Source organism: Novosphingobium sp. SG754, assembly GCF_013149315.1.
Lineage (GTDB): Bacteria > Pseudomonadota > Alphaproteobacteria > Sphingomonadales > Sphingomonadaceae > Novosphingobium > Novosphingobium capsulatum.
In genome coordinates this window covers 489,065-514,556 of the sequence record NZ_JABGCC010000002.1, presented here as the reverse complement: position 1 = coordinate 514,556, position 25,492 = coordinate 489,065, and the positions used below count along the sequence as shown (strand labels likewise).

The 25,492-nt window shown below is 65.0% G+C and carries 24 protein-coding genes; 12 read left to right on the top strand and 12 right to left on the bottom strand.

Translation table 11 applies throughout. The features are described from left to right. Positions 1–3 precede the first annotated feature (3 nt). From metG to FHW97_RS06835, 4 genes are read left to right on the top strand one after another with little or no spacing between them, the layout of a single operon-like run. Positions 4–1,572 (top strand): methionine--tRNA ligase, encoded by a 1,569-nt coding sequence (gene metG / locus FHW97_RS06850; RefSeq protein ID WP_168351037.1) that lies wholly within the window; start codon positions 4–6, stop codon positions 1,570–1,572. Further along, positions 1,572–2,357, top strand: coding sequence for a TatD family hydrolase (locus FHW97_RS06845; RefSeq protein ID WP_171798461.1), 786 nt, complete (start codon positions 1,572–1,574; stop codon positions 2,355–2,357). The genes metG and FHW97_RS06845 overlap by 1 nt, the downstream gene beginning before the upstream one ends. Further along, entirely contained in the window at positions 2,354–3,121 is a 768-nt protein-coding gene (locus FHW97_RS06840) for an MBL fold metallo-hydrolase (RefSeq protein WP_022678465.1), read from the top strand. Before FHW97_RS06845 ends, FHW97_RS06840 begins: the two co-directional genes overlap by 4 nt. A gap of 21 nt (positions 3,122–3,142) precedes the next feature. After that, entirely contained in the window at positions 3,143–3,319 is a 177-nt protein-coding gene (locus FHW97_RS06835; RefSeq protein WP_022678466.1) for a hypothetical protein, read from the top strand. Between the two features lie 77 nt (positions 3,320–3,396). On the opposite strand, the gene FHW97_RS06830 is transcribed toward FHW97_RS06835, so the two are convergent. Together FHW97_RS06830 and FHW97_RS06825 are read right to left on the bottom strand one after the other, a co-directional pair. Further along, entirely contained in the window at positions 3,397–3,717 is a 321-nt protein-coding gene (locus FHW97_RS06830) for a transcriptional regulator (protein ID WP_107716185.1), read from the bottom strand. A gap of 2 nt (positions 3,718–3,719) precedes the next feature. After that, complete coding sequence (locus FHW97_RS06825) at positions 3,720–4,166, bottom strand: hypothetical protein (RefSeq protein ID WP_171798460.1); 447 nt, start codon at positions 4,164–4,166, stop codon at positions 3,720–3,722. Positions 4,167–4,309: 143 nt separating this feature from the next. Between FHW97_RS06825 and mazG the strand changes: the two genes are divergently transcribed. Further along, on the top strand, positions 4,310–5,128 hold the full coding sequence (mazG, locus tag FHW97_RS06820) for a nucleoside triphosphate pyrophosphohydrolase (protein ID WP_171798459.1): 819 nt from the start codon (positions 4,310–4,312) through the stop codon (positions 5,126–5,128). Here mazG and hflX read toward each other — a convergent pair. From hflX to dusB, 7 genes are all read right to left on the bottom strand, one after another. Further along, complete coding sequence (gene hflX / locus FHW97_RS06815; protein ID WP_171798613.1) at positions 5,090–6,427, bottom strand: GTPase HflX; 1,338 nt, start codon at positions 6,425–6,427, stop codon at positions 5,090–5,092. The two genes, mazG and hflX, sit on opposite strands and share 39 nt — an antisense overlap. Next, positions 6,424–7,014, bottom strand: a complete 591-nt coding sequence (gene hfq / locus FHW97_RS06810) for an RNA chaperone Hfq (RefSeq protein ID WP_022678471.1) — start codon at positions 7,012–7,014, stop codon at positions 6,424–6,426. Before hfq ends, hflX begins: the two co-directional genes overlap by 4 nt. 217 nt (positions 7,015–7,231) lie before the next feature. After that, positions 7,232–8,617: a sigma-54 dependent transcriptional regulator gene (locus FHW97_RS06805; RefSeq protein WP_022678473.1), complete on the bottom strand. Its 1,386-nt coding sequence runs from the start codon at positions 8,615–8,617 to the stop codon at positions 7,232–7,234. A 56-nt stretch (positions 8,618–8,673) separates the two neighbouring features. Beyond that, a complete protein-coding gene (locus FHW97_RS06800; protein ID WP_022678474.1) occupies positions 8,674–10,941 on the bottom strand; it encodes an ATP-binding protein in 2,268 nt (755 codons plus the stop codon). A gap of 74 nt (positions 10,942–11,015) precedes the next feature. Then, positions 11,016–12,461: a sigma-54 dependent transcriptional regulator gene (locus tag FHW97_RS06795; protein WP_171798458.1), complete on the bottom strand. Its 1,446-nt coding sequence runs from the start codon at positions 12,459–12,461 to the stop codon at positions 11,016–11,018. 4 nt (positions 12,462–12,465) lie between these two features. Beyond that, complete coding sequence (locus FHW97_RS06790) at positions 12,466–13,584, bottom strand: nitrogen regulation protein NR(II) (protein ID WP_022678476.1); 1,119 nt, start codon at positions 13,582–13,584, stop codon at positions 12,466–12,468. Beyond that, positions 13,581–14,597 (bottom strand): tRNA dihydrouridine synthase DusB, encoded by a 1,017-nt coding sequence (gene dusB / locus FHW97_RS06785; RefSeq protein WP_062784399.1) that lies wholly within the window; start codon positions 14,595–14,597, stop codon positions 13,581–13,583. The genes FHW97_RS06790 and dusB overlap by 4 nt, the downstream gene beginning before the upstream one ends. Before the next feature lie 128 nt (positions 14,598–14,725). Between dusB and FHW97_RS06780 the strand changes: the two genes are divergently transcribed. Genes FHW97_RS06780 through FHW97_RS06770 form a run of 3 tightly spaced genes read left to right on the top strand, consistent with a single transcriptional unit; the run spans position 14,726 to position 17,027 of the window. Continuing rightward, positions 14,726–15,901, top strand: coding sequence for a bifunctional 2-C-methyl-D-erythritol 4-phosphate cytidylyltransferase/2-C-methyl-D-erythritol 2,4-cyclodiphosphate synthase (locus tag FHW97_RS06780; RefSeq protein ID WP_171798457.1), 1,176 nt, complete (start codon positions 14,726–14,728; stop codon positions 15,899–15,901). Next, entirely contained in the window at positions 15,898–16,479 is a 582-nt protein-coding gene (locus FHW97_RS06775; protein WP_171798456.1) for a hypothetical protein, read from the top strand. Before FHW97_RS06780 ends, FHW97_RS06775 begins: the two co-directional genes overlap by 4 nt. Before the next feature lie 20 nt (positions 16,480–16,499). Further along, positions 16,500–17,027 (top strand): CinA family protein, encoded by a 528-nt coding sequence (locus tag FHW97_RS06770; RefSeq protein ID WP_171798455.1) that lies wholly within the window; start codon positions 16,500–16,502, stop codon positions 17,025–17,027. A 45-nt stretch (positions 17,028–17,072) separates the two neighbouring features. Here FHW97_RS06770 and FHW97_RS06765 read toward each other — a convergent pair whose 3' ends face one another. Both FHW97_RS06765 and lipA read right to left on the bottom strand, forming a co-directional pair. Then, entirely contained in the window at positions 17,073–17,519 is a 447-nt protein-coding gene (locus tag FHW97_RS06765) for a type II toxin-antitoxin system RatA family toxin (protein WP_062784405.1), read from the bottom strand. Position 17,520: 1 nt separating this feature from the next. Continuing rightward, positions 17,521–18,468 carry a lipoyl synthase gene (lipA, locus tag FHW97_RS06760; protein ID WP_022678482.1) on the bottom strand — a complete coding sequence of 316 codons (948 nt, stop codon included), beginning with the start codon at positions 18,466–18,468 and terminating at the stop codon, positions 17,521–17,523. Positions 18,469–18,535: 67 nt separating this feature from the next. Between lipA and FHW97_RS06755 the strand changes: the two genes are divergently transcribed. Next, positions 18,536–19,189, top strand: a complete 654-nt coding sequence (locus FHW97_RS06755; protein WP_022678483.1) for a carbonic anhydrase — start codon at positions 18,536–18,538, stop codon at positions 19,187–19,189. A gap of 83 nt (positions 19,190–19,272) precedes the next feature. On the opposite strand, the gene FHW97_RS06750 is transcribed toward FHW97_RS06755, so the two are convergent. Continuing rightward, positions 19,273–20,619: a lipopolysaccharide assembly protein LapB gene (locus FHW97_RS06750; RefSeq protein WP_171798454.1), complete on the bottom strand. Its 1,347-nt coding sequence runs from the start codon at positions 20,617–20,619 to the stop codon at positions 19,273–19,275. 308 nt (positions 20,620–20,927) lie between these two features. Here FHW97_RS06750 and gyrA point away from each other — a divergent pair, with 308 nt between their 5' ends. From gyrA to trmFO, 3 genes are read left to right on the top strand one after another with little or no spacing between them, the layout of a single operon-like run. Next, a complete protein-coding gene (gyrA, locus tag FHW97_RS06745) occupies positions 20,928–23,705 on the top strand; it encodes a DNA gyrase subunit A (RefSeq protein WP_171798453.1) in 2,778 nt (925 codons plus the stop codon). Continuing rightward, on the top strand, positions 23,702–24,052 hold the full coding sequence (locus FHW97_RS06740; protein ID WP_171798452.1) for a DUF952 domain-containing protein: 351 nt from the start codon (positions 23,702–23,704) through the stop codon (positions 24,050–24,052). The genes gyrA and FHW97_RS06740 overlap by 4 nt, the downstream gene beginning before the upstream one ends. Positions 24,053–24,055: 3 nt before the next feature. After that, positions 24,056–25,393: a methylenetetrahydrofolate--tRNA-(uracil(54)-C(5))-methyltransferase (FADH(2)-oxidizing) TrmFO gene (trmFO, locus tag FHW97_RS06735; protein ID WP_171798451.1), complete on the top strand. Its 1,338-nt coding sequence runs from the start codon at positions 24,056–24,058 to the stop codon at positions 25,391–25,393. The last annotated feature ends 99 nt before the right edge of the window (positions 25,394–25,492 follow it).

Sequence of the window (25,492 nt, the reverse complement as noted above, 5' to 3'; positions counted from 1 at the left end):
GCCATGGGCGAACCCTATTACATCACCACCGCCATTTCCTATCCCAACGGCAAGCCGCATATCGGCCACGCCTATGAAGCGATCGCCGCCGATGTGATCGCGCGGTTCCACAAGGCGATGGGCCGCGACGTGCGCCTGCAGACCGGCACGGACGAGCACGGCCTGAAAATGGCGCAGAAGGCGCGCGACCTGGATCTGACGCCGGCGCAGCTGAGCGACCAGATGTCACAGCATTTCATTGATATGTGCGCGGCATTGAACGTCAACTATGACGTATTCCTGCGCACCACCGAGCCACGCCACCACACCGCTAGCCAGGAAATCTGGAAGCGCATGGAAGCCAACGGCGATCTCTATCTCGATCGCTACGAAGGTTGGTACTCGGTGCGCGACGAGGCCTACTACGACGAAAGCGAACTGGTCGAAGGGGAAGGGGGCAGCAAGCTCTCGCCCCAGGGCACCCCGGTGGAATGGACCGTGGAGGAAAGCTGGTTCTTCCGCCTGTCGAAGTATCAGGACAAGCTGCTCGCGCTCTATACCGACAATCCCGATTTCATCCGGCCCGAGGCGCGCCGCAACGAGATGATCGCGTTTGTCTCGCAGGGACTGCGCGACCTTTCGGTCTCGCGCACCAGCTTTGACTGGGGGGTCAAGGTTCCGGGCAGCGACAACCACGTGATGTACGTGTGGGTCGATGCGCTGACCAACTATCTTACCGGCCTCGGCTGGCCGGAAGAAACCGACGCCTTTGCAAAGTATTGGCCGGCAAACCTACACCTCATCGGCAAGGATATCGTGCGGTTCCACACGATCTACTGGCCCGCGTTCCTGATGAGCGCCAACCTGCCGGTGCCGCACCAGGTGTTCGGCCATGGCTTCCTGCTCAACCGGGGGCAGAAGGAATCCAAGTCACTCGGCAACGTGACCGACCCGATCGCGCTGGCCGAACGCTTTGGCGTCGACGCTGTGCGCTATTTCTTCATGCGCGAGGTGGCGTTCGGCCAGGACGGCTCGTGGTCGGCCGAAGCGATCGTGACGCGCTGCAATGCCGAGCTGGCCAACAGCTATGGCAACCTGGTGCAGCGGGTTCTTTCCATGATCTTCAAGAACATGGACGGCAAGCTCGACACTTTTTCGAGCACCGATGCCGATGATGTCCTGCTCGCCACGGTCCACGCTGCCGCTGCCGAAGATCTGCCGCGCGAATTTGCCGCACTTAACTTCTCGGCCGGGATCGATGCGTGGATGCGCGCGGTCTTTGCCTGCAACGCCTATATCGACGAGCAGGCACCGTGGACGCTGCGCAAGACCGACCCGGAACGAATGCGCGCCGTGCTGCTTACCCTGTTCATGGCCATTCGCGACCTGACCATTGCCATCGCCCCGATCGTGCCAACGGCAGCGGGCAAAGTGCTTGACCAGCTGGGCATTCCGGCCGGCGAGCGCGGCTATGGCGCCTTGCACCACGCGGGCTGGTACATGGAACGCGTGGCCACCGGGGAAGCCCTGGCGCAGCCGGTCGGCGCGTTCCCACGGCTTGAGCTGCCGGCCGAGGAAGGCGCGAGCGCCTGATGCTGATCGACTCCCATTGCCACCTCATTTACGAAGGCCTGGTTGATCGCCAGGCCGAGGCACTGGCGGCAGCCCGCGCGCGCGGTGTGCGCGGCTTCCTCAACATCTCGACACGACAGCGGGAGTGGGAAGAAGTCGTGGCCGTGGCCCATCGCGAGCCGGACGTGTGGGCAAGCGTGGGCATCCACCCGCACGAGGCGGATAGCCACGCTGATCTGGGCGCTGCGGTGCTGGCAGCGGCCACGGCAGACCCGCGCGTGATCGGCATCGGTGAAACCGGGCTCGATTACTTTTACGATCATTCCGACCGCCAGGTGCAGCAGGACTTGTTCCGCATGCACATTGGGGTGGCGCGAGACATCGGCCTGCCGTTGATCATCCACACGCGCGATGCCGAGGACGATACGCTGCGCATCCTGACCGAAGAAATGGGGAAGGGCGCCTTCCCGGCGTTGATCCATTGCTTCACCGCCAGCGCCGGCTTTGGCCGCGCGGTGCTCGACCTGGGCTTGACGATCTCGATTTCCGGCATCGTCACGTTCAAGAACGCCAAGGACTTGCAAGGCTTTGTTGCCGACACTCCCGATGATCGCCTGCTGGTGGAGACCGATGCCCCGTTCCTGGCGCCGATCCCCCATCGGGGAAAGAAGTGCGAACCGGCCTTCGTGGCCGATACGGCCGCGTTCGTCGCCGCGCTGCGTGGCGTCACGATCGAACAACTTGGCGCGATGACCACCGACAACTTCTTCCGCCTGTTCAGCAAGGCCGAAAGGCCAGCGGCATGAAGCTGGTCATGCTGGGATCGGGCACCTCCACCGGGGTGCCGCGCATCGGCAACGACTGGGGGGAATGCGATCCGGCCGAGCCGCGCAACCGCCGCACCCGCGTGGCGATCGTGGTGGAAGGCGCCGATGGCGCACGCATCCTGGTCGATACGCCCACCGATCTGCGCCACCAGTTGCTCGCCACCGAAATCGACCGGATCGATGGGGTGGTGTGGACGCACGACCATGCCGATCACACGCACGGCATCGATGATCTGCGCCCGCTGCGCATGGGCCGCGGCGCACCGATCCCGGGCTATGCCGCCGATGAGACCGTGCGCCGGCTGCGCCAGCGCTTTGGCTATGTCTTTGCCGGGCAGCACGGCTATCACACGATCTGCAACCTCGATAATCTCGATCGCGTGCGCATGGTCGCCGGCATTGCCATCAGCCATTGCCAGATGGCCCATGGCCCGGCGCAATCAACCGCGTTCCGGTTCGACCAGAATGGCAAGTCCATTGGCTATGCGACGGATTTTTCTGAAATAAATGATGAGATGATCAACCTGTTCTATCGGGTTGACGTGCTGGTAGTCGATGCCTTGCGGCGGCAGCCGCATCCCACGCATGCCCATCTGGCGATGGCGCTGGAACTGGTCGACACCTGCCGGGCAGGCCAGGCGGTTCTGACGCATCTCGACAAGTCGATGGATTATCGCACCCTGTGCGGCGAAACGCCCGACAACGTCCAGCCAGGCTATGATGGCCTGGAAATCAGCCTTTGAGCGCACTGAAAGGATAGCGCCATGATCACGCCCGATCGCATCGTTGCCTTGATCGGCCTGATCATGGCGCTGGTGCTGGTATCCCGCAACGGCGCGCTGCGCCGCGTGCAATGGCCGGCACGGCTCCAGATGGCGCTGATCTGGGGCGTTATCATCGTACTGACGGCCTTGGTATATACCTGGCTCAAAGCCCGCTGATCCGGGCTTCAAGCCAAGTGCATTTTACATAATATATCTTATCCATACAGCGGATCGCGCGTGAAGGACGGTGCCGATCACACCGCCGCGCCCGCCAGGATCTGCTTGAGCGCGGCGACGTGTTTGCCAAAGCGCGTGCGCCCGGTTGCGGTGATCCGCGCCCAGGTGCGCTGCCGCCCATCGACCGGCGCCTTGCGCAGTGCGATCAGGTCTGCGTCAGCCAAGGCCGACAGATGCTTGGACAGCACGGAATCGCTGCACTTGGTAATCTCGCGCAGCCGGGCGAATTCGGCATCCTGCACGTGGCTCAACACTGCCATGACTTGCAGCCGCGCTGGCGCCTGGAGCAAAGGTTCCAGCCCATCGAGATCAGCCGTGGTTTCAGCCTCGGTGGCCATGCTCACGCCTCTTGCATTTCGCGCACGAACACGCGCTGCCACGTCACGCTGCCCCAATAGCTGATACCAAAGGTGATGACGGCCAGCGCCAAGCTGAGCAGCGGCATGCCCGCATCAAAGCTGGCCCAGACACTGGCGATGTAGAGCGCAGCAATACCGACCACCAGCAGCAGCGCCACACGCCGCGTGCGCCCACGGCGATAGCCATTGATGAACACGCCAAGCCGGCGGCGGTCGGACATCACGCAGGCGATGATCCCGGCCATAACCAGCACGAACAGCGCGATGCGCCAGCCAAACGCCACCGCTGGCGTTGCCACCAGCACCGCTTCGCACAAGGCGAAAGCCGCGTGGCGCCACGGCGGACAGGCGAGCGTGGCCAGCTCGCGCTGGGCGCCAACGACGGCACCCAAGGCGGCGCGGGCTTCATCTTTTCCAATTGCGCTCATGATGTCATTCCTCACTTTCCATGTTGGAAAGCAATAGTGCAGACTTTCCGATTCGGAAAGCGATAATTTTCCAAAGTGGAAAGTGATCATGTTGGGTTGCTAGAGGGGTGCCATTTGCGTGTTTGCCGCCTAGAAACAGCCTCATGTCTGACTCCGTTTCCGCTCCCGCCGTATCGTCTCCCTCGCTGATCCGCCTTTTGGCGATCATGGCCCGCCTGCGTGATCCGCACGGCGGCTGCGAATGGGATCTGGCGCAGGATTTCGCCTCGATCGCGCCCTACACGATCGAGGAAGCCTATGAGGTGGCCGATGCCATCGCGCGGGATGACATCGCTGCCCTGCGCGAGGAACTGGGCGATCTGCTGCTTCAGGTGGTCTTTCACAGCCGCATGGCGCAGGAGGCTGGCCATTTCGCCTTTGACGATGTTGCCGCCGCGATCGCCGACAAGATGGAGGATCGCCATCCGCACATCTTTGGCGGCGAGGACGATCACGGCCAATCGCGCGAGGAGCGCTGGGAAAACCGCAAGGCGGCCGAACGCGCCGCCAAGGGCGCGCAGAGTGCGATGGATGGCGTCGCCCTCGCCCTGCCCGCACTGATGCGCGCGGAAAAGCTGCAGAAGCGCGCCGCGCGCGTGGGGTTCGACTGGCCCGATACGGCCGGCCCGACTGCCAAGGTGATCGAGGAACTCGACGAGCTGGCTGCGGCGCAAACCACAGCGGAACAGCTGGATGAAGCCGGCGACCTGCTGTTTGCCGCCGTCAACGCCGTGCGCGCCTATGGCATTGCCCCCGAAGACGCGCTGCGCCACGCCAATGCCAAGTTCGAGCGGCGTTTCCGCGCGATGGAGGCATTGGCGCAAGGACGCTTTGCCACGCTCGACCTGGATGCACAGGAAGCACTGTGGCAGGCGGTGAAAATGTCAGAGCGTGGTGAAGCGGCCGATATCAGCGAGGCTTAACCGCACGCTGAGGCGCAGCGCCGTCTGGTCTTCGTTGGGCTCTTCGCGCAACACTTCACCATGGGCGTGCAGCCAGGCGAGGCGCTGGCCATCGCTGACGGGCACCGTGAGTTCCAGCACTTGCGCATTCCCGGTCAGCATGTCGCTCAAAACACTGAGCAGGGTATCGGTGCCCTCCCCCGTCATCGCGGAAATCGGCACGACCTTCTGCTCGGGCACGCCATGAGCAATCATTGCCTCGCGCATGGCGCGTTCGTCTTCGGCGAGCAGATCCCACTTGTTCCAGGCCTCGACGATCGGGATCTCGCTGCCACCCTCCCCGATCACACCCAGGTCCGTAAGGATTTCTTCCACTTCAGCCTTTTGCTGGGTCGCCGCCGGGTTGGCGATATCGCGCACGTGCACAATCACGTCGGCCGCCGTCACCTCTTCCAGCGTGGCGCGGAACGCCGCGACCAGCTGCGTGGGCAGATCGGAAATGAAGCCGACCGTGTCTGACAGGATCGCCTTTTCAACCCCCGGCATGCGGATGGCGCGCATGGTGGGATCGAGCGTGGCAAACAGCAGGTCTTCGGCCATCACCGCAGCGCCGGTCAGGCGGTTGAACAGCGTGGACTTACCAGCGTTGGTATAGCCGACCAAGGCAATCACCGGCCATGGCGCGCGCTGGCGCCGTTCGCGGTGCAGGCCACGGGTGCGGCGCACCTGTTCCAGTTCGCGGCGCAAGCGGCCCATGCGGTTGCGGATCATCCGCCGGTCCGCCTCGATCTGGGTTTCACCCGGGCCGCCCAGGAAGCCAAAGCCGCCGCGCTGGCGTTCGAGGTGGGTCCACGAGCGAACCAGGCGCCCGGCCTGGTAATCGAGATGGGCGAGTTCCACCTGCAGCCGCCCTTCGGCAGTGGCGGCACGTTCGCCAAAGATTTCGAGGATCAACCCGGTGCGGTCGATCACCTTGCGCTTGAGCTTGTCTTCCAGGTTGCGCTGCTGGATTGCCGACAGCGCCCCATCGATGATGACCAGTTCGGCCTCGTTCTGCGTGGCGCTGACGGCGAGGCGTTCGACCTGCCCTTCCCCGAACAGCGTGCCGGGGCGCACCGCGCGGATCGGCACGATGAACGCGTCGACCACTTCGATGCCGATAGCGCGGGCCAAGCCCTGCCCTTCTTCGAGGCGCGCTTCGGCATCCTCGCCCAAGCCGCCGCGCTGGCGAATATCGGGCAGAACAACAATGGCGCGCGCGCCACGGGTGACTTCGCCTTCGATGTCACCCGCATTGCGTCCAAATTCGAAAGTGCTCAGTTCGCTTCGCCTTCCCAGTCACCCGTCAGATCGACATGGCCGGCCGGCTGAATCGTCGAGACGGCATGCTTATAGGCGAGCTGCACATAGCCTTCGCGTTCCAGCAGCATGCAAAAAAGGTCGTAGGCCGCGACCTTGCCCTGCAGCATGACGCCGTTGACGAGGAACATGGTAACCTGCACGCCGGCATCGCGCACGCTCGACAGGAACACTTCCTGCAACAGGCGCTTCTTGCCGTTTTCGTCGTTGCCGCTCTGGAAGTGGGCAACCGAAAGCTGCTGGCCCGGCATGATCGTGGAGATCGCGTGCTTGTAGACCAGCTGCGACTGACCGTCGCGGCGCAGCAGGATCGAGAAATTGTCAAACCAGGTGACGATGCCCTGCAGCTTGACGCCCTTCACCAGAAACATGGTGACGGGAATCTTGTTCTTGCGCAGATGGTTGAGGAACACGTCCTGAAGGTTCTGGCCCTTCACGGCGCCGCCGCTGGCGACAGGTGCGGGCGTAGTCGCAGGCGCAGCGGCCTCGGCAGGGGCTGCGGCTTCGGACTTGGCGCGGGGACGCGCAGACAGGGTCTTTCCGGTCATTCTTGTGACTCCGTTCTATTGGCGGGCCCCGGTCCTTTCGGCGCTATTCCGGGGCTTCGCGATCTGGCTCACGATCATTGCGGTGCAAGATGACACGGCAATGGCCATGGGCCGGCTTCGAACCTTGTCTTATGGCCGCTTTGCGGCTGCGTAAACCGGGTTTTTGTCGCAAACGTTCGCTTGTGCGTAAAAGCCTGGTGGAACGCCCGCCAGACGGTCAGTCGTCTTCCTCGTCCTCGCGCCGCTCGGCCATGCCCAACAGCTTGAGCTTGCGATGCAGGGCAGAGCGTTCCATCCCGATGAAGCTGGCGGTCTTGGAGATGTTGCCGGAAAAGCGCCGGATCTGCACCTTGAGGTATTCACGCTCGAAATTCTCGCGCGCCTCGCGCAGCGGCACGCCCATCAGCGCCGAAGTGCCGGTATCGGCGCCAAGCCGGGTGGAAACGATTTCAGCGGGCAGCATGTCGGCCTCGATCCGGGCCAGGCGCTCGCGCGGGGTGAGGATGATCGTGCGCTCCACCACATTGCGCAGCTGGCGCACATTCCCCGGCCAGTCATAGCTTTGCAACGCGGCCATGGCCTCGGGCGTGATGCCCGGCGGCGAAACGCCCTGCTCGCTGGCATAGCGGGTGAAGAAATGATCGACCAGCGAGGGGATGTCATCGCGCCGATCGGTCAGCGGCGGGATCGCAACTGGCACCACGTTGAGGCGGTAGAACAGGTCTTCGCGGAAGCGCCGCTCGGCGATTTCCTTTTCGAGCGGGCGCGAAGAGGAGGAAACGACCCGCACGTCCACGCGGATCTGGCGATGGCCACCCACGCGCACGAATGCCTGCTCGGTCAAGACGCGTAGGATACGCGCCTGGCTCGAGGCTGGCATGTCGGCCACTTCATCGAGGAAGAGCGTGCCGCCATCGGCCATTTCCAGCAAGCCGGCGCGCACCAGCTTGCCATCGGCTTCTTCGCCGAACAGTTCCTGTTCAAAGCGTTCGGGCGTGATGCGCGCGGAATTGACGGTAATGAAGGCGTTCTGCGCGCGCGGGCTCCAGCTGTGGAGCAGGCGCGCGGCCACTTCCTTGCCCGACCCGGCCGGGCCGGTGATCAGCAAGCGGCTGCCGGTGTTGGCCACCCGCTTGAGCGTGGCGCGCACCTGGTTGATTGCCGCCGAATTGCCGGTGAACTCTTCCGAGGCGACGAAGCCCTGGCGCAGGCGCTGATTTTCCCGGCGCAGGCGTTCGGTTTCGGTGGCCCGCTCCACCAGCAGCAGCAGGCGTTCGGCCTCGAACGGCTTTTCGAGAAAATCCATAGCACCGCGGCTGATGGCCGAAACGGCGGTATCGATATTGCCGTGGCCGGAAAAGATGATCACCGGCAGTTCCGGCTCGCGCTTCTTAATCTCGTCCAGCACTTCAAGCCCGTCCATCGGGCTGCCGTGCAGCCACACGTCGAGCAGGACCAAGCTGGGGCGGCGTTCGTCCACCGCTGCCAGGGCCGAAGTGCTGTCACCGGCAAGGCGGCAGCCATAGCCTTCGTCGCTGAGCACGCCCGCCACGAGTTCGCGGATGTCACGTTCATCGTCGACGATCAGGATATCGAGAGCCATGGGAATTTCTGAGTCCTGTGGAAAAAGCCTGATGGAATCGTGCGGTCCAGAAAGGATCAATGCGGCGCGGCAGCCACCGTATCGACGGGCGGTGCATTGGCAGGGGCCACGCCCCCGGCCTGGGCCAGGGGATCGCGGGCAAAGCGCATGGTCACGCGGGTGCCACCTTCCGGCTCGTTGGCAAAGGCCATGTCGCCGCCATGCTCCTCGACGATCTTGTTGACGATCGCCAGGCCCAGCCCGGTGCCCTTTTCACGCGTGGTGACGTAGGGTTCGAGAATGCGCTCGCGCTCGACCGGCAGGCCAACGCCATTGTCGATCACGGTGACCACGACGGCCGCATCATCGGCATGCAGCTGCACCGCGATGCGGCCGCGGTAATCAAGGTCAGACACCTTTGCGCGCTGCTGCTCGATCGCCTCTACCGCGTTCTTGAGCACATTGGTCATAACCTGGCCGAACTGGTGACGATCGCACTGGAACGGCACGGCCGGCGCATCGCTGGTAAAGCTGAAGCTGACCTCGCCATGCGCCACTTCCTGCAGGAACAGCGCCTGGCGCACCAGATCGCTGGCATCCTCACTGCGGAACACCGGCTTGGGCAGGCGCGCGAACGAGGAGAACTCGTCCACCATTTTGCGCAAGTCGCCCACCTGCCGGATGATCGTGGCAGTCAGTTCCTCGAACAGTTCGGGATCGGTCACGATCTGCCGGCGATAGCGGCGCTTGAGGCGCTCGGTCGCCAGCTGGATCGGCGTCAGCGGGTTCTTGATCTCGTGTGCGATGCGGCGGGCGACGTCCGACCAGGCCGCGCGGCGCTGGGTGATCAGCTGGCGGGTGATGTCCTCGAACGTGATCACGTGGCCGTGGCGATCGGCCCGTGCCTTGACCGCGAGGGTGAGCAGTTCACCCTGGCGGGCATATTGTACGATGCCGCTGCTTTCGCCGTTGGCAACAAGCTGCGCGATCTGTGGCGCGATTTCGGTTAGCGTGCGGCCATCGGCAGAGACGCGGGGATCTTCGAGCAGGAGCTTCTGCGCCGAAGAGTTCATCAGCTGGATGGTGCCATCCGGCCCAACCGAAACGATCCCGGCCGTGATCGATTCCAGCACGGTTTCGATGAACACGCGCCGCACGTCGAGCTGGGCGTTGGCATTGACCAGCGCCTGGGTCTGCCCTTCCAGTTGCGCCGTCATGCGGTTGAAAGCGCGGGTCAGCATGCCGACCTCGTCGATGTTCTTGACCGGTGCCACGCGCATGGCAAAATTGCCGCTGCCCACGCTGCGCGCGGCCTTGACCAGTTCGGCCAGCGGGGCAACCTGGCGATCGGCAAAGCGCAACGCCACCCACACCGCCAGCATTACCAGCGCCAGGCTGATCACGAACAGCGCGACATTGAAACGCAGTTGGATCGCGCGCGCACTGCGGCTGAGCATGTCATAGGCGGACAGCACGCTGTTGGCGCGCTCGAACTGGCTCAGCGCCAGCTTGTCGGAGTTGCGTGCCACATACAGATAGATGCCGCGCTGGTGATCGATTGGGGTGACCGCCTCGATCCGCTCGGCTGAGGCGTTGACGACGACCTGCTCCCCGGCATCGAGCTTGCGCAGTTCATCGGGCGTAACGCGCTCGCGGTTGTCCTTCGCATTGGGATCAACGATTGCAGCGGTGCGCAGGGTGCCATCGCGGCCGCGCTCGATGATCGCACTCTCGTCCATCTTGCGGCTGTAGACCTGCCAGGAATAGCCGGCGAGAAAGTCTTGGCTGGTGATCGGGGCCTGGTCGAAATAACCGCGCACGTCGCCGGCCATGGCCACGCTTTCGCGGCCGACATCGCGCAACTTGTCGGCATAATAGCCGCGGGCCAGGCTGTTGGCATTTTCCAGCATGCCGCGGGAATCGCTGGAAAACCAGAATTCCACGCCAGATTGGAAAAGCAGCGAGGCAAAGATCACGACCAGCAGCGTGGGGATCGCCGCAATCAGCGAAAACAGCCAGACCAGGCGCACGTGCAGCCGCCCGCTGGTGCCAAGGCCGCTGCGCGCGGCCCGCGCCAGGGCCAAGCGGCGGCCCGCCAGCACGATCAGCGCCATGGCCGGCACCAGCGAGCCGATGAGCAGGACCGAGGTGAGCCGTGCCGGCAACAGTTGATTGGCGGCGCTGTTGGCGCTGACCGTCTGCCATGAGACCATCAGCATCGTGATCAGCGCGGTTCCGGCGGTCATTTCCAGCAGGAGGAACACGTTGGCGCGGCGCAGCGACACCAGCAGCCGTCGCCACCAGCGCGGCAGTCGTTTGCCCGAACGTGTTGCATTTGCGACCATCGTGGCGCCTTTACAACGCTGCTGTTGCAAAAATGCAAGTGCTTTTATGACACACCGCGTCTGGACGGGGCGCGTCAGCGACCACCCAAGGCATCTTCCGGCGCAATGCCGAGATCGACCAGGCGCTTGCGCAGCGTGTTGCGGTTGATCCCCAGCAGTTGCGCGGCTCGCAACTGGTTGCCGCCGGTCTGCGCCAAGGCATGAAGGAACAGCGGCCGCTCGAACGCGGCCAGCGCGCTGTCATAGAGCGTGCCCGGCTCGGGACGCGCCTGGATCAGGAATGCGTCGAGCGCCGTAGCGAAATCGGCCGGGGCGGCGTTGCCGATGCCCGCTTCGGGCTCGCCTGCGCGCTGGGCCGCGTTGTCGCTGGCCAGCAGCGGTTCGATCGTGGCGTCATCGACCACATCGTCGCGCGCCAGCAGGGCCAGGCGGAAGATGAAATTGCGCAATTCGCGCACGTTGCCGCGCCAGGGCTGGCGCGCGAGCAGCGCCGCACCTGCTGCCGACAGCTGCCGCCGGGGCAATCCCTCGGCCGCTGCCCGCGCCAGGAAATGGCGGGACAGCGCCTCCACGTCGTCAGCCCGCTCGCGCAGTGGGGGCAGTTCGATCGGCACAACGGCGAGGCGGTAGTAAAGGTCTTCGCGGAACGTGCCGGCGGCGATCATCGGCACCAGATCGCGATTGGTTGCCGCAATGATCCGACAGTTGAGCGCGATTTCCTCCGTGCCGCCCACGCGGCGGATGCGCCCGGATTGCAAGGCGCGCAGCAGGCGGGTCTGCGCCTCCAGCGGCATGTCGCCGATTTCGTCGAGAAACAGCGTGCCGCGCGCGGCCTGTTCGAACTTGCCGATCTGGCGGGTCACGGCCCCGGTGAACGCGCCCTTTTCGTGGCCGAACAGCTCGCTTTCAATCAACTCGTGCGGGATGGCAGCGGTGTTGACCGCCACGAACGGCCCGTCCCGCCGGTTGCCCAACTGGTGGATCGCTTCGGCCACCAGTTCCTTTCCGGTGCCGGATTCGCCCAGGATCAGCACGGTCAGATCATTGCGCAACACGCGCGTGATCATGCGATAGACCGCCTGCATCGCCGCGCTACGCCCGACCAGCGGCAGGCCCTGCCCCAGGTCTTCGGCAGCATCGGGCAGATCGCTGCCGTCCAACGCGCCCAGCGCCTGGCGCACGGTGCGCACCAGTTCTTCCAGGTCGAACGGCTTGGGAAAATATTCAAACGCGCCAGTATCGCTCGCCCGCACCGCGGTATCGAGCGTGTTCTGCGCCGACAGGATGATCACCTGCATGCGCGGAAACGCCGCGCGCACGGGGGGAAGCGTTTCGATGCCGTCACCATCCGTCAGCATCACGTCGGTCAACATCAGGCCATAGGGCTTGCTCGCCAACAGGCAATCGCGCCCGGCAATGCTGTCGCAGCGGTCAACGTGCAGGCCCTCGGCCTCGAGCGCCGCGGTGATGACGATGGCGATGGAGGAATCATCCTCGACCAGCAGAATCGACTCTTTCATGCGCTCAATCATTCTGCACAGTGCCGGCAACGGGCAGATGCAGGCGGAAATGCGTCCACCCCCCCACCTCGTCGCGATCATGGGTAATGCGCCCGTTCATTTCCCGCACCAGCTTCTGTACCAGGGCGAGGCCCAGGCCCTGGCCGTTTTTCTTGGCGGTGACGAAGGGCTCGAAGATATGGTCGCGCAGCGCAGGATCGATGCCCGGGCCATTGTCGCTGACGCGCACCTCGATCGGCAGGCGCAGCGGCTTACCCGCGCGCGAATGCACCTGGATGCCGCTGGCAAAGCGCGTGCGCACCACGATGCGGCGGTTGTCCTGCCCCTCGCATGCCTCGCGCGCATTGGTCATGAGATTGAGCAGGATCTGCACCAGGGCATCGGGATTGGCCGTGACCGGGGGCAGCGAGGGATCGAATTCCTCCCGCACCACCACGCCACCCGGGTCGCTGGCGGCGATCACCGCCTGGGCGCGGCGCACCGCTTCGTGCAGGTTGCAGGGCACGGCAGGCTCGCGGATGCGGCGGGAAAGCGACTGCATGTGATCGATCAGCTTGGCGATGCGATCGACCTCGGCGGTGATCAGCCCGGTCAGCGCGCGGTCCGCCTCGCCCAGCTTGCGGTCGAGCAATTGCGCCGCGCCGCGAATGCCGGCGAGCGGATTCTTGATTTCATGGGCCAGCACCTCGGGCGCGCGCAGGGCGCCGGTCTCGCCCGCACCGGCACCGGGCACGTCGTCGCTTAAGCCTTCCACCCCGCTCATTTCGTGCAGGACCAGCATTTGCCAGCCCGGATGATGCTGGACCGGCGCGGTCATCACGTCGAGCGCGCGGGTGCTGCGGCCGGGTAGGCCAACGCGCACGCGCCGCGCCACCAGGTGCGTCTCGGCATCGGCAAGGCGATGCAGAATCAGCGGTTCTTCAAAGGCCAGAACGTCGATCAGGGCCTTGCCGACCAGGCGCCGCGCCCCCTGGCTCAGCAATTGTTCGGCCGCCGGATTGACCGCCGAAATCGTCATGTCGGGCGCCAGCAGCAATACGGCCAGCGGAAAGCTGGCAATCATGCGCTTGGGATCGGGCCGCACCAGATGCTCGGCGCGGGCGCGGTCCAGCCCTTGCGTCATGCCGCTTCGCGGTGGTGCAGCGGGGCGTAGAACGCTTCGAGATTGGCGAGCACGTCCTGCGCATCATCGATGAAGTTGACGCGGTTGCGGAACTCGGCCGACCCCGGCAGGCCCTTGGTGTACCACCCCAGGTGCTTGCGCGCCATGTTCACGCCGGTGACGGCGCCATAGTGGTCGAGCATCGACTGGTAATGTTCCACGATCAGGCGGTATTGCTCCTCGATCGTGGGATCGGGGCGCACCTCCCCGGTCTGCAGCCAGTGCATCACCTGCCCCAGCAGCCACGGGCGGCCATAGGCACCGCGCCCGATCATCACGCCATCGGCACCGCTTTGCGCCACGGCCTGGGCCACATCCTCGATCCCGCAGATATCGCCGTTGACGATCACCGGAATGGTCACCGCTTCCTTGACCTTGCGAACAAACGCCCAGTCGGCGCTGCCCTTGTACATCTGGTTGCGGGTGCGGCCGTGCACGGTGATCATCTGCGCGCCAAGATCCTGCGCGATCCGTGCCAGTTCCGGGGCATTGAGGCTGTCATGGCACCAGCCCATGCGCATCTTGACCGTGACCGGAACCTTCACCGCCTTGACCGTCGCCTCGATCAGGCGCGCTGCCAGCGGCACTTCGCGCATCAGCGCAGACCCAGCATAGCCGTTGACCACCTTGCGCACCGGGCAGCCCATGTTGATGTCGATGATGGCCGCGCCGCGATCTTCCGACAGCTTGGCCGCTTCGCCCATCTGCTCGGGATCGCAGCCGACCAGTTGCATCGAGACCGGTTCCTCGGTGGGGTGCCACGCCCATTTCTGGATCGACTGGCGGGTTTCGCGGATCGCGGCGGGGCTGGCGATCATTTCCGTCACGTTAAGGCCCGAACCGAAGCGCCGCACCATCAGGCGGAACGGCAGATCGGACACGCCCGTCATCGGCGCCAGCACCACCGGGCAGCCAATGCGCACGGGGCCAACGTCGAGCGGGGCGAGAACGGGGGGAGTAGGAACCTGGGTCATGACCGAACGATACTGCCTAAAAAACAGGCAGCCCTTAGTCGAATACGCGCGAGTGGGCAAGCGCCCGTCCGGGATGGCCAAGCCGCCGCTTGGCTTCCCTGCGCCCTGCTGGTAGAGGCGCACCCGGAATGAACCCTGTCCCTCCCCCTTCAGACCAGCAACCCTTGAGCAGGACGGCCGCCGTCGTGGTCGCCGCCGGCAAGGGCCTGCGCGCCGGCGGCACGGTGCCCAAGCAGTTTGCCCTGTGGCAGGGCCAGCCACTGGTGCGCCACAGCGTGGAATCGCTGATTTCTGCCGGTATCGCGCCGGTGATGGTGGCGATCCCGCGCGGTTGGGAAGAGGTGGCGGCCGCGGCCCTGCAGGGATTGCCCGATGTTGTATTCGTCCATGGCGGAGAGACGCGGCGGGAATCGGTAGCGTGCGCGCTCGAGGCCTTGGCCGACGATGCCCCGGACCATGTGCTGATTCACGACGCTGCCCGCCCGATCCTGCCGCGCGCAGTGATCGATCGCTTATTGGCGGCGCTGGCATCGGCGCCGGGCGCCATCCCGGCCCTGCCCGTGGTCGATAGCGTGGTGCGCGGCGCCGATGGCCAGCGCGAAACGGCTGTGGCGCGCGAGGGCCTCTATCGCGTGCAGACACCCCAGGCGTTTCATTATCCTGCCATCCTTGCCGCCCATCGTGGTTGGAACGGCGGCGCCGAAGCGGGCGATGATGCACAGGTGGCCGATGCCGCGGGCCTGGCCGTGGCGCTCGTTGCCGGAGACGAGGCCTTGCGCAAGGTGACCTTTGCCAGCGATCTGGAGACTGCCCCGATGCCAGCCCCCCTTCCCCGCACGGGCATGGGTTTTGACGTTCACCGCCTGGTCACGGGGCAAGACCTGTGGCTGTGCGGCGTCAAGATCGATCATGCCAAGGGCCTTTCGGGCCACAGCGATGCCGACGTGGCGATCCATGCCCTGGTCGATGCGCTGCTCGGCGCTATTGCAGCCGGTGACATCGGCGATCACTTCCCGCCGTCCGATGCGCAGTGGAAAGGCGCCTCGTCCGATCGTTTCCTGGCGCATGCCGCCGCGCTGGTGGCGCAGAGCGGCCATGCGATTGCCAATGTCGACGTGACGATCATCTGCGAAGCGCCCAAGATCGGCCCACACAAAGCGGCCATGCGCGCCCGCCTCGCCGCAATCCTGGGCCTGCCGATCGACCGCGTCAGCGTGAAGGCGACGACCACCGAGCGCCTGGGCACGACCGGTCGCGGTGAAGGCATTGCGGCGCAGGCCGTTGCCACCGTGGTGCCGCAATGATCAGCCTGACCCTTGCGCGCCGCAGCGCCGCCACGCTCGCCCTTGCCGGATTGCTCGCGGGGCAGCAGGCCTTTGCGGCAGACGCCCGCGCCTGCCTGGAGCCGGCCGATGTCGATGCCATGGTAGCCTATGCCCTGCCATCGGCGATGGACAGCGCGATCACGTTCTGCGCGCCGCACCTGGCGCCGCAGGGCTATTTCGCCCGCGAGGGCCAATCGCTGGTGCAGCGCTATGCCCAGGCCAAGCCGGCTGCTTGGCCGCGCGCCAAGGCAGCGCTGCTCAAGCTGGGCCAGGCCGACGCCAAGGGCGGTGACCAGACCATTGCGCAGATGGCCCGGTTGCCCGACAAGGCCTTGCAGCCGTTTGCCGATGGCATGGTGGGGCAGATAGTCACCGAATCGATCAAGCCGCAAAGCTGCGCGCCGCTGGAACAGATGACGCGCCTTCTGGCGCCATTGCCGCCGGAAAACACCGCCAGCCTGTTCACTTTCATCATCCGCATGGTCGATTCGCCATCGCGCAAGCCGGGCATCGTGCCCCGCAAACCTGGGCTGCCCCTGTGCCCGGAAACCCCATGACAACGGAACACCCCCCAATCATGCCCCCCGAAACCGACTCCCTTCTTCCGCACGACATCGTCGCGCTGGCCCAGCGCGTGATCGAGGCCAATCGCAGCATCGGCCGCACGGTGGCTTTGGCCGAAAGCTGCACCGGCGGTCTGGTGGCAGCGGCGCTGACCGAAATCGCCGGCAGTTCGAGCGTGCTCGATCGCGGTTTCGTGACCTATTCGAACGACGCCAAGCACGAGTTGCTGGGTGTATCGCTCGATGTGATCGACGCGGTGGGCGCGGTATCGGTGGCCACCGCCTGGTCGATGGCGCAGGGCGCCCTCGACCATTCGCAGGCCGATGTTGCGGTGGCGATCACCGGCATTGCCGGCCCGGATGGTGGTTCGGAGCAGAAGCCGGTGGGCACCGTGGTGTTTGCCCGTGCGCACCGCGGCCAGAACCCGGAAGACATCATGGCCGAAACCCGGCTGTTTGATGACTGCCAGACCCGCAGCGCCGTGCGCCACCAGGCCACGCTTTGCGCCCTAGAACTGCTGATGCCGCCCGAAGCGGACTGAGGCCACGCGGCCCCGCGCAAAAGCGGGGCCGAAGCTCAGCCGTGATCAGGCCTCGACCGGGCCATAGAGCTTGGCCGCGCGGGTTTCGAAGGCGGCGACCATCTTGCGGAACGCGCGATCGAGGTACTGGCCCGCCAGCTTTTCGAACAAGGCGTTGCGAAAGCTGAAATCGACGCAGAAATCGATCACGCAGCCGGTGCCGTCGTCACCCGGGCGGAATGCCCAGGTGTTGGACAGGCTTTTCATCGGCCCATCGAGATATTCCACCTCGATCCGGTCAGGCTTGGCCTTGCGCACGCGCGAGGTGAACTTTTCGCGCAGCGCATTGAAGCCGACGAGCATGTCGGCGACCATCTCGGTTTCACTGTCCGCCTTGATCCGCGTGGCCACCACCCAGGGCAGAAACTCTGGATAGCGGCGCACGTCGGCGACGAGGTCGAACATCTGTTCCGGCGACCATTGCAGCCGCCGCTGTTCGGCGATGCGCGGCATCTTATGCCCCGGCGCGCGCCGCTGCCTTGGCCAGCTGCGCCTCGCGCGTGGCGCGCATCTGGGCAAAGTCTTCGCCGGCGTGATAGCTCGAACGGGTCAGCGGGCTTGATGCCACCTGCAGGAAGCCCTTGGCGCGGGCAATCGCGCCATAGGCATCGAACGCCTTGGGCGTGACGAACTCCATCACCTTGGTGTGCTTGGGCGTGGGCTGAAGATACTGGCCCATGGTGAGGAAATCGATCTGCGCCGAGCGCATGTCATCCATCACCTGGTGCACTTCCAGGCGCTCTTCGCCCAGGCCCAGCATGATGCCCGACTTGGTGAAGATCATCGGGTTGAGCCGCTTGACCTGTTCGAGCAGGCGCAGCGACGCGTAATAGCGCGCGCCGGGCCGGATCGTGGGATAGAGCCGGGGCACGGTTTCCAGGTTGTGGTTGTACACGTCCGGTCCCGCCTCGACGATGGCGGCAACCGCGCCTTCCATCTTGTTGCGGAAATCGGGCGTGAGGATTTCGATCGTGGTCTGCGGCGTCTGTTCGCGCAGGGCCTTGATCACCTTGACGAACTGCGAGGCACCACCATCGGGCAGATCGTCGCGATCGACCGAGGTGATGACGATGTGTTCCAGCCCCATGCGGGCAGCCGCTTCGGCCACGTGGCCCGGCTCGGAAATGTCGACCTTGCGCGGCATGCCGGTCTTGACGTTGCAGAACGCGCAGGCGCGGGTGCACACGTCACCCAGGATCATCACGGTGGCGTGCTTCTTTGTCCAGCATTCGCCGATGTTGGGGCAGGCTGCCTCTTCGCACACGGTATTCAGCTTCAAGTCGCGCATCAATTGGCGCGTCTCGCCATAGCCCTTGCTGGTGGGCGCCTTTACACGAATCCAGTCAGGCTTGCGCATGCGCTGAGGCTGGGCGGGCTCAAGGTTCGAGGCAGTGTCGGTCATGCCTGCGCAGATAGGCGTAACTTGGGGCACTTGAAAGTGCCAATCGAACACGGCATGGCGTTTGCTCATGGCAAACGCGACATCCCCCGAGCTGGATCAGCTCCTCGCCGGCTACCGCCGCTTCCGTGACCATGGTTGGACCCCGCATCGTGAGCGCTGGGAGCGCTTGCGCGAAGGGCAGGAACCCAAGGTGATGATCATCGCCTGTTCCGACAGCCGCGTCGACCCGGCCCAGGTGTTCGACACCGATCCGGGCGAAATGTTCGTGGTGCGCAATGTGGCAGCCATGGTGCCGCCGTTCGAAACCTCGCCCGGTCATCACGGTGTTTCGGCCGCGCTGGAATTCGCCGTGCAGGTGCTCAAGGTCAAGGAAGTCGTGGTCATGGGCCACGGCATGTGCGGCGGCTGCCGCGCCGCGCTGACCCAGGAAATGGCCGGGGCCGCACGCGGCGCCGGTGGCTTTGTGGCCGACTGGATTTCGCTGCTCGACGAAGCGCGCAAGCCGGTGGTCGAAGAGCACGGTACCAGTGGCCGCACCGCCGAGCGCGCGATGGAACTGGCCGGCGTCAAGGCCAGCCTTGCCAACCTGCGCACCTTCCCGTGGGTGAAGGAAAAGGAAGACGCGGGCGACCTTACCCTGCGCGGCGCATTCTTTGCCATTTCCGATGGCATCCTGCACCTGCTGGACGAGGAAACGGGCACGTTCGCCCCAGCAGCCTGATTTCAGCTAGCAAAAAGATCCCAGAAAGGAAAAGGGCGGCCCCGCAAGGAGCCGCCCTTCATCCTTTGTGGCGTTAAAGGCGCTTACTTGGCGCCCTTGGTCACCACGTACTGGATCCACAGCTGCGCCAGGGGCAGGCGCACGCCGCTGGTGATCGTGGAAAACGCTGCCTTGGCTTCATCGTACTTGCCCTGATCGGCCAGCGCGATGCCCAGGCGGGTTTCGATGCGGTCCTTGTCGGCTTGGGCTGCGATGCCCTTGCTCAGCGCTGCCTTGTAGAGCGTTTCGGCCTTGGCCGCATCGCCATACGAGAGGTAGGCGTCAGCGGTAATCGCCGAGAGCTTGCCATCGGCGGTCTTGGCCGCATCGCGTTCCATGGCCGGGAGCGAGGCCTTGTCGCCAGCGGCGATACGGGCCTTGGCCTGGGCCAGGGCATCAGACACGAACGGGTCGGATGCCTTGAGCGCACCCGAAGCAATGCCCTGTTCGGCCAGCTTCTGCACTTCACCGGGCAGACGACGCGGGTCGGCCGCCTGGATGTATTCCACGAATTCGCGGCCGGTGTACTGCTTGTCCACGCCCAGCGCGCCGGTGCGTTCGAACAGGCGGCCCAGATCGACCGACTCTTCCTTACCGAACTGGCTGAATTCGCGGGTCAGCTGGCCAGCGCCGAGCCAGTTGATCGGGGTGGGATCAGCCGCAACCGACAGCAGGCCCCATTCGATCGCCTGCGGGCCCAGCTTGGCGTTGTAGGCAATGACCTGGCCACGCTTGTACCAGCTCACCGGCACAGTGCCGTTCGCGGCCTTGCGGGCGGTGATGGCAGCCTTGAGCGCGTCGAGCGCCTGGGTCGGCTGGTTCTGCTGGACATAGGAATCGGCCAGCAGTTCGGCGGCGTTGTCTTCGCTGTAGTTGGCGTCGACGGCAGCGCGCAGCGCCTTGGTGGCGGTGGCATAGTCCTTGTTCTGATAGGCAGTGGCGCCCAGGAAGTACTGCACCATCGGCACCTTGTCGGCGCTGAGCTGGCCGCTGTCGGCCATGTTCTGCAGGCCCTTCTGCTGCAGCGCGCCGTCACCCATCGCGCCGCCCAGGATCTGCTGCCACTGGCCCAGGATCAGGCGATCGAGGGGGGTCTTGGCGCCGGCTTCCACCGGGCCGATTTCACCGGCCAGCTTCTGCGCGCCAGCCTTGAACTCTGCGTCGGGGGCCTTGCCCTTGGTGGCCTGCCAATCATTGAAAGATTTCTGGAACGGCGCGGCCGCTGCCGCAAATTCCTTGGAGTTGCCGCCAGCGGCAGGCTGCTCCTTCTTGGCTTCCTTGGCGATCGCAGGAGCGATCATGCCGCCAAGACCAAGCCCCGATGCCAGCGCAACGGCCATCGCCGTGCGCGCAACCGTGCCCTTACCCGAATTCCACAAAGAACCGCGCATCTCTTATCTCCTGTTCGACCCCGACGGTGCCCGTGTCGCATGTTTCGGATTCACGTGGCCCCGCCGTTTACCCTGGTCGGCCCTTGCGCTAGTGGCGCGGAATGGCTCCCTTGGCAACTCTGCGCTTGCTAGGTGGCATGGGGTGAACGCGGATTGAATGGCATTTCGTCCTGCTGTTCAGGCAGCTTGTCGCATGTGTGGAAAAGTGATGGTTAGTTGGGTCGGAAACGGCATGGTTTGCTGGCCTTTTGCGCGCAAGGCGCCTAGGGCGGTTACTTTCCAGACAACGAAATGACAAAGCCACCATCGTGAGCGACGACACCCCGAACCTCGATCCCACCCCCGGCACGCCGGACCACGAATTCCAGCGGATCGACATCGTCGACGAAATGAAGACCAGCTACCTCGATTACGCGATGAGCGTGATCGTGGCGCGTGCGCTTCCCGATGTGCGCGACGGGTTGAAGCCGGTGCACCGCCGCATCTTGTGGACCAGCCACGAGAACGGCTTCACCTCGACCAAGCCCTATCGCAAGTCTGCCCGTATCGTCGGCGATACCATGGGTAAGTATCACCCTCATGGCGACGCGGCGATTTACGACGCGCTGGCGCGCATGACCCAGGACTGGTCGATGCGCCTGCCGCTGATCGACGGCCAGGGCAACTTCGGCTCGATGGACCCCGATCCGCCAGCCTCGATGCGCTATACCGAAGCGCGTCTGGCCAAGGTGTCGGACTCGCTGCTGGCCGATATCGACAAGGACACGGTCGACTTCCAGCCCAACTATGACGGGGCGGAGCACGAGCCGCAGGTTCTGCCGGCGCGCTTCCCCAATCTGCTGGTCAATGGCGCCGGCGGCATCGCGGTGGGCATGGCCACCAACATTCCGCCGCACAACCTGGGCGAAGTGATCGACGGCTGCCTGGCCTATATGGACAACCCGTTGATCACGATCGACGAGCTGATCCAGATCATTCCCGGCCCCGATTTCCCCACCGCCCCGTTGATCCTGGGCGCCGCCGGTGCGCGCAAGGCCTATACCGAAGGCCGTGGATCGATCGTGATGCGCTGCCAGCACGAGGTGGAGGAAGGCCGCGGTCGCGACGCCAACCGGCGCTCCATCGTGCTCACCTCGATCCCCTATCAGGTCGGCAAGTCCAACCTGGTCGAAAAGATTGCCGAGGCCGCCAAGGACAAGCGGATCGAGGGCATTTCCGACATTCGCGATGAATCCAACCGCGAAGGCGTTCGCGTGGTAGTGGACTTGAAGCGCGATGCCTCGCCCGAGGTCGTGCTCAACCAGCTGTGGCGCAATACCCCGGCCCAATCCAACTTCCCGGCCAACATGCTCGCCATCCGTGGCGGGCGTCCGGAAATCCTGACCCTCAAGGATATCATCGAAAGCTTCGTGCGCTTCCGCGAGGAAGTGATCACGCGGCGCACCAAGTTCGAGCTGAACAAGGCGCGCGACCGCGCCCACGTGTTGCTTGGCCTGGTGGTGGCGGTCACCAACCTCGATGAAGTGGTCAAGATCATCCGCGGCTCCGCCAATCCGGCCCTTGCCCGCGAGGCGCTGCTCGCCCGCGAATGGCCGATGGGCGAAATCGCGCCCTATATCCGCCTGGTCGAGGCGATCGAGGACGACGCGGTTGCCGGCGAAGGCACCTATCGCCTTTCGGAAATCCAGGTCCGCGCGATCCTCGACCTGCGCCTGCACCGCCTGACGGCACTGGGCCGCGACGAAATCGGCGAGGAACTGGAAAAGCTGGCCGCCGCGATCGCCGAATACCTGGCTATCCTGGCCGACCGCCAGAAGCTTTACGCTGTGATGCGCCAGGAACTGGTGGAAGTGCGTGCGGCCTATGCCACGCCGCGCCTGTCGCAGATCATGCCGGCCGCCGATGGCATCGACGATGAAGACCTGATCGAGCGCGAAGACATGGTCGTGACCGTCACGCTCGACGGCTATATCAAGCGCACGCCCCTTTCCACGTTCCGCGCCCAGGCGCGCGGTGGCAAGGGCCGCTCGGGCATGGCTACCAAGGAAGAGGATGCCGTCGCGACGATGTTCGTGGCCAGCACCCACACCCCGGTGCTGTTCTTCTCCACCGCCGGCAAGGTCTATCGCCTCAAGGTGTGGCGCCTGCCCGAAGGCGGTGCGGCCACCCGCGGCCGACCGGTCGTCAACCTGCTGCCCGCGCTTGACCAGGGCGAAACGATCGCCGCCGTGCTGCCCTTGCCCGAAGACGAGGCCGAATGGGGCGCGCTCAACGTCATGTTCGCCACGGCCAAGGGCAACGTCCGCCGCAACGCGATGGATTCGTTCGCCAACATCCCGTCGAACGGCAAGTATGCCATGAAGTTCGAGGAAGATGCCGACGATCGCCTGATCGGTGTCGCGCTGCTGTCCGAAGGGGACGACGTGCTGCTGGCCAGTCGCGCCGGCAAGGCCATCCGCTTCCCGGCCGACGACGTGCGCGAGTTCCAGAGCCGCACCTCCACTGGGGTGCGCGGCATGGCGCTCAAGGACGGGGACGAGGTCATCTCGCTGTCGATCCTGCATCGCGCCGGGGTCAAGGACCAGGACGAGCGCGAGGATTACCTGCGCTTTGCCCCGTGGAAGGCCGAGAAGGAAGGCGAGCCGCAGATGAGCGCCGAACGCTACCAGGAACTGGTGGCCAAGGAGCAGTTCATCCTCACGGTCTGCGCCAACGGCTATGGCAAGCTGTCTTCGGCCTATGAATATCGCCGCACCGGCCGCGGTGGCCAGGGCATTACCAACATTGACAACATCGGCCGCAATGGCCCGGTCGTCGCCAGCTTCCCCGCCTCGCAGGCCGACCAGCTGATGCTGGTGACCGACCAGGCCAAGCTGATCCGCCTGCCGCTTTCCTCGCTGCGCGTGATCGGGCGCGGATCGGCCGGGGTGCGCCTGTTCAACGTTTCGGGTGACGAGCACGTGGTGGGCGCGGTGCGCCTGGCCGAGCAGGACGCCGAAGACGGTGAAGGCGAAGCGATCGTGGACGAAGCAATCGCCGGCGACGCTGTCGAAAGCGATGGCGCAGAAGGCGGTGCGGACGAATGAGCGGGCATCCCGTGATCGCCTACAAGGTGCTGACCGCGCCGCAGCGGGCCGAACTGGAACAGGGTTCGTTCGGCGGCGCGCCGGTCGATCTGGCCGATGGCTATATCCACATGTCCACGGACGATCAGCTGACCGTTACAGTGGACAAGCACTTTGCCGGGCAGGACGACCTGCATGTGGCCGCCATCGACCTGTCGGGCTTTGGCGAATCCCTGAAATGGGAAGTGTCACGCGGCGGGGCGCAGTTTCCCCATCTCTATGCCCCGTTGCCGCTGGCCGCGGTGGTGGCGATGGAGCCGCTTTCGCGGCAAAGCGATGGCAGTGTGGCGCTGCCCCGGGCGCGCTGAACGATGACGCACCAGATTCACATCATCGGCGGCGGAATGGCCGGCAGCGAGGCTGCCTGGCAACTCGCCCGGCGTGGCTTTCGCGTGCGGCTTTCAGAAATGCGCGGCAGCGGCGAAACCACCGCCGCGCACCAGGGCGATGGCCTGGCCGAATTGGTCTGCTCCAACTCGTTCCGCTCGGACGATGACGAAAAGAACGCGGTCGGCCTGCTGCATCACGAGATGCGCCGCTGTGACAGCCTGATCATGGCCGCCGCCGACAAGGCGCGCGTGCCCGCCGGCTCTGCCCTGGCGGTGGACCGCGACGTATTCTCGGCCGCCGTCGAAGCGGCGCTGCGCGAACTGCCCAACCTGGAAGTGGTGCGCGAACGCGTCGATGCCCTGCCTGCCGAGGGCATGACCATCGTGGCCACCGGGCCGCTGACCGCTGCGTCGCTCGCCAGCAGCATCGGCACGGCCACCGGCGCGGAAAGCCTGGCGTTCTTCGATGCCATTGCCCCGATCGTCTATCGCGATTCGATCGACATGGACGTGTGCTGGATGGCGAGCCGCTGGGACAAGGCATCTGGTCCGGAAAGCACCGGCAAGGACTATATCAACTGCCCGATGAACAAGGAGCAGTACCAGGCATTTCGCCAGGGCCTGCTCGATGGTGACAAGACCGTGTTCAAGGAATGGGAGGCCAACACCCCCTATTTCGACGGCTGCATGCCGATCGAGGTGATGGCCGAGCGCGGCGAAGACACGCTCCGCTTTGGCCCGATGAAGCCGGTTGGCCTGGACGATCCGCGCACCGGCCGCTGGCCCTATGCCGTGGTGCAGCTGCGCCAGGACAACAAGCTGGGCACGCTGTGGAACATGGTGGGCTTCCAGACCAAGCTCAAGCATGCCGAACAGGTGCGCCTGTTCCGCACCATTCCCGGCTTGGAAAACGCCGAATTTGCGCGCCTGGGCGGCTTGCACCGCAATACGTTCATCCACTCGCCCACGCTGCTCGACCGGCAGCTGCGGCTGAAATCGGCGCCGCGCATCCGCTTTGCGGGGCAGATTACGGGCTGCGAGGGCTATGTCGAAAGTGCGTCGGTCGGCATGCTGGCGGGCCTGATGGCAGCGGCGGAACTGGCCGGCCGGCCGTGGACGCCGCCGCCGGTAACCACGGCGCTGGGCGCCCTGCTCGGCCACATCACCGGGGATGCCGAAGCCGACACCTATCAGCCGATGAACGTGAACTTCGGGCTGTTTCCGCCGGTCGATCCATCGGTCAAGAAGAAAGTGCGCAAGGAAGCCTACACCACCCGCGCCAAGGCCGATTTCGGGCCTTGGCTTGAGACGTTGGCTTAAGGCTTCCACCACCCCCACCCCCTCCTCTAAAGAGGATGGGGCTTTCAGATCAATGCCTTACCTCCTCTTCAGAGGAGGGGGTCGGGGGGTGGTGCGAAG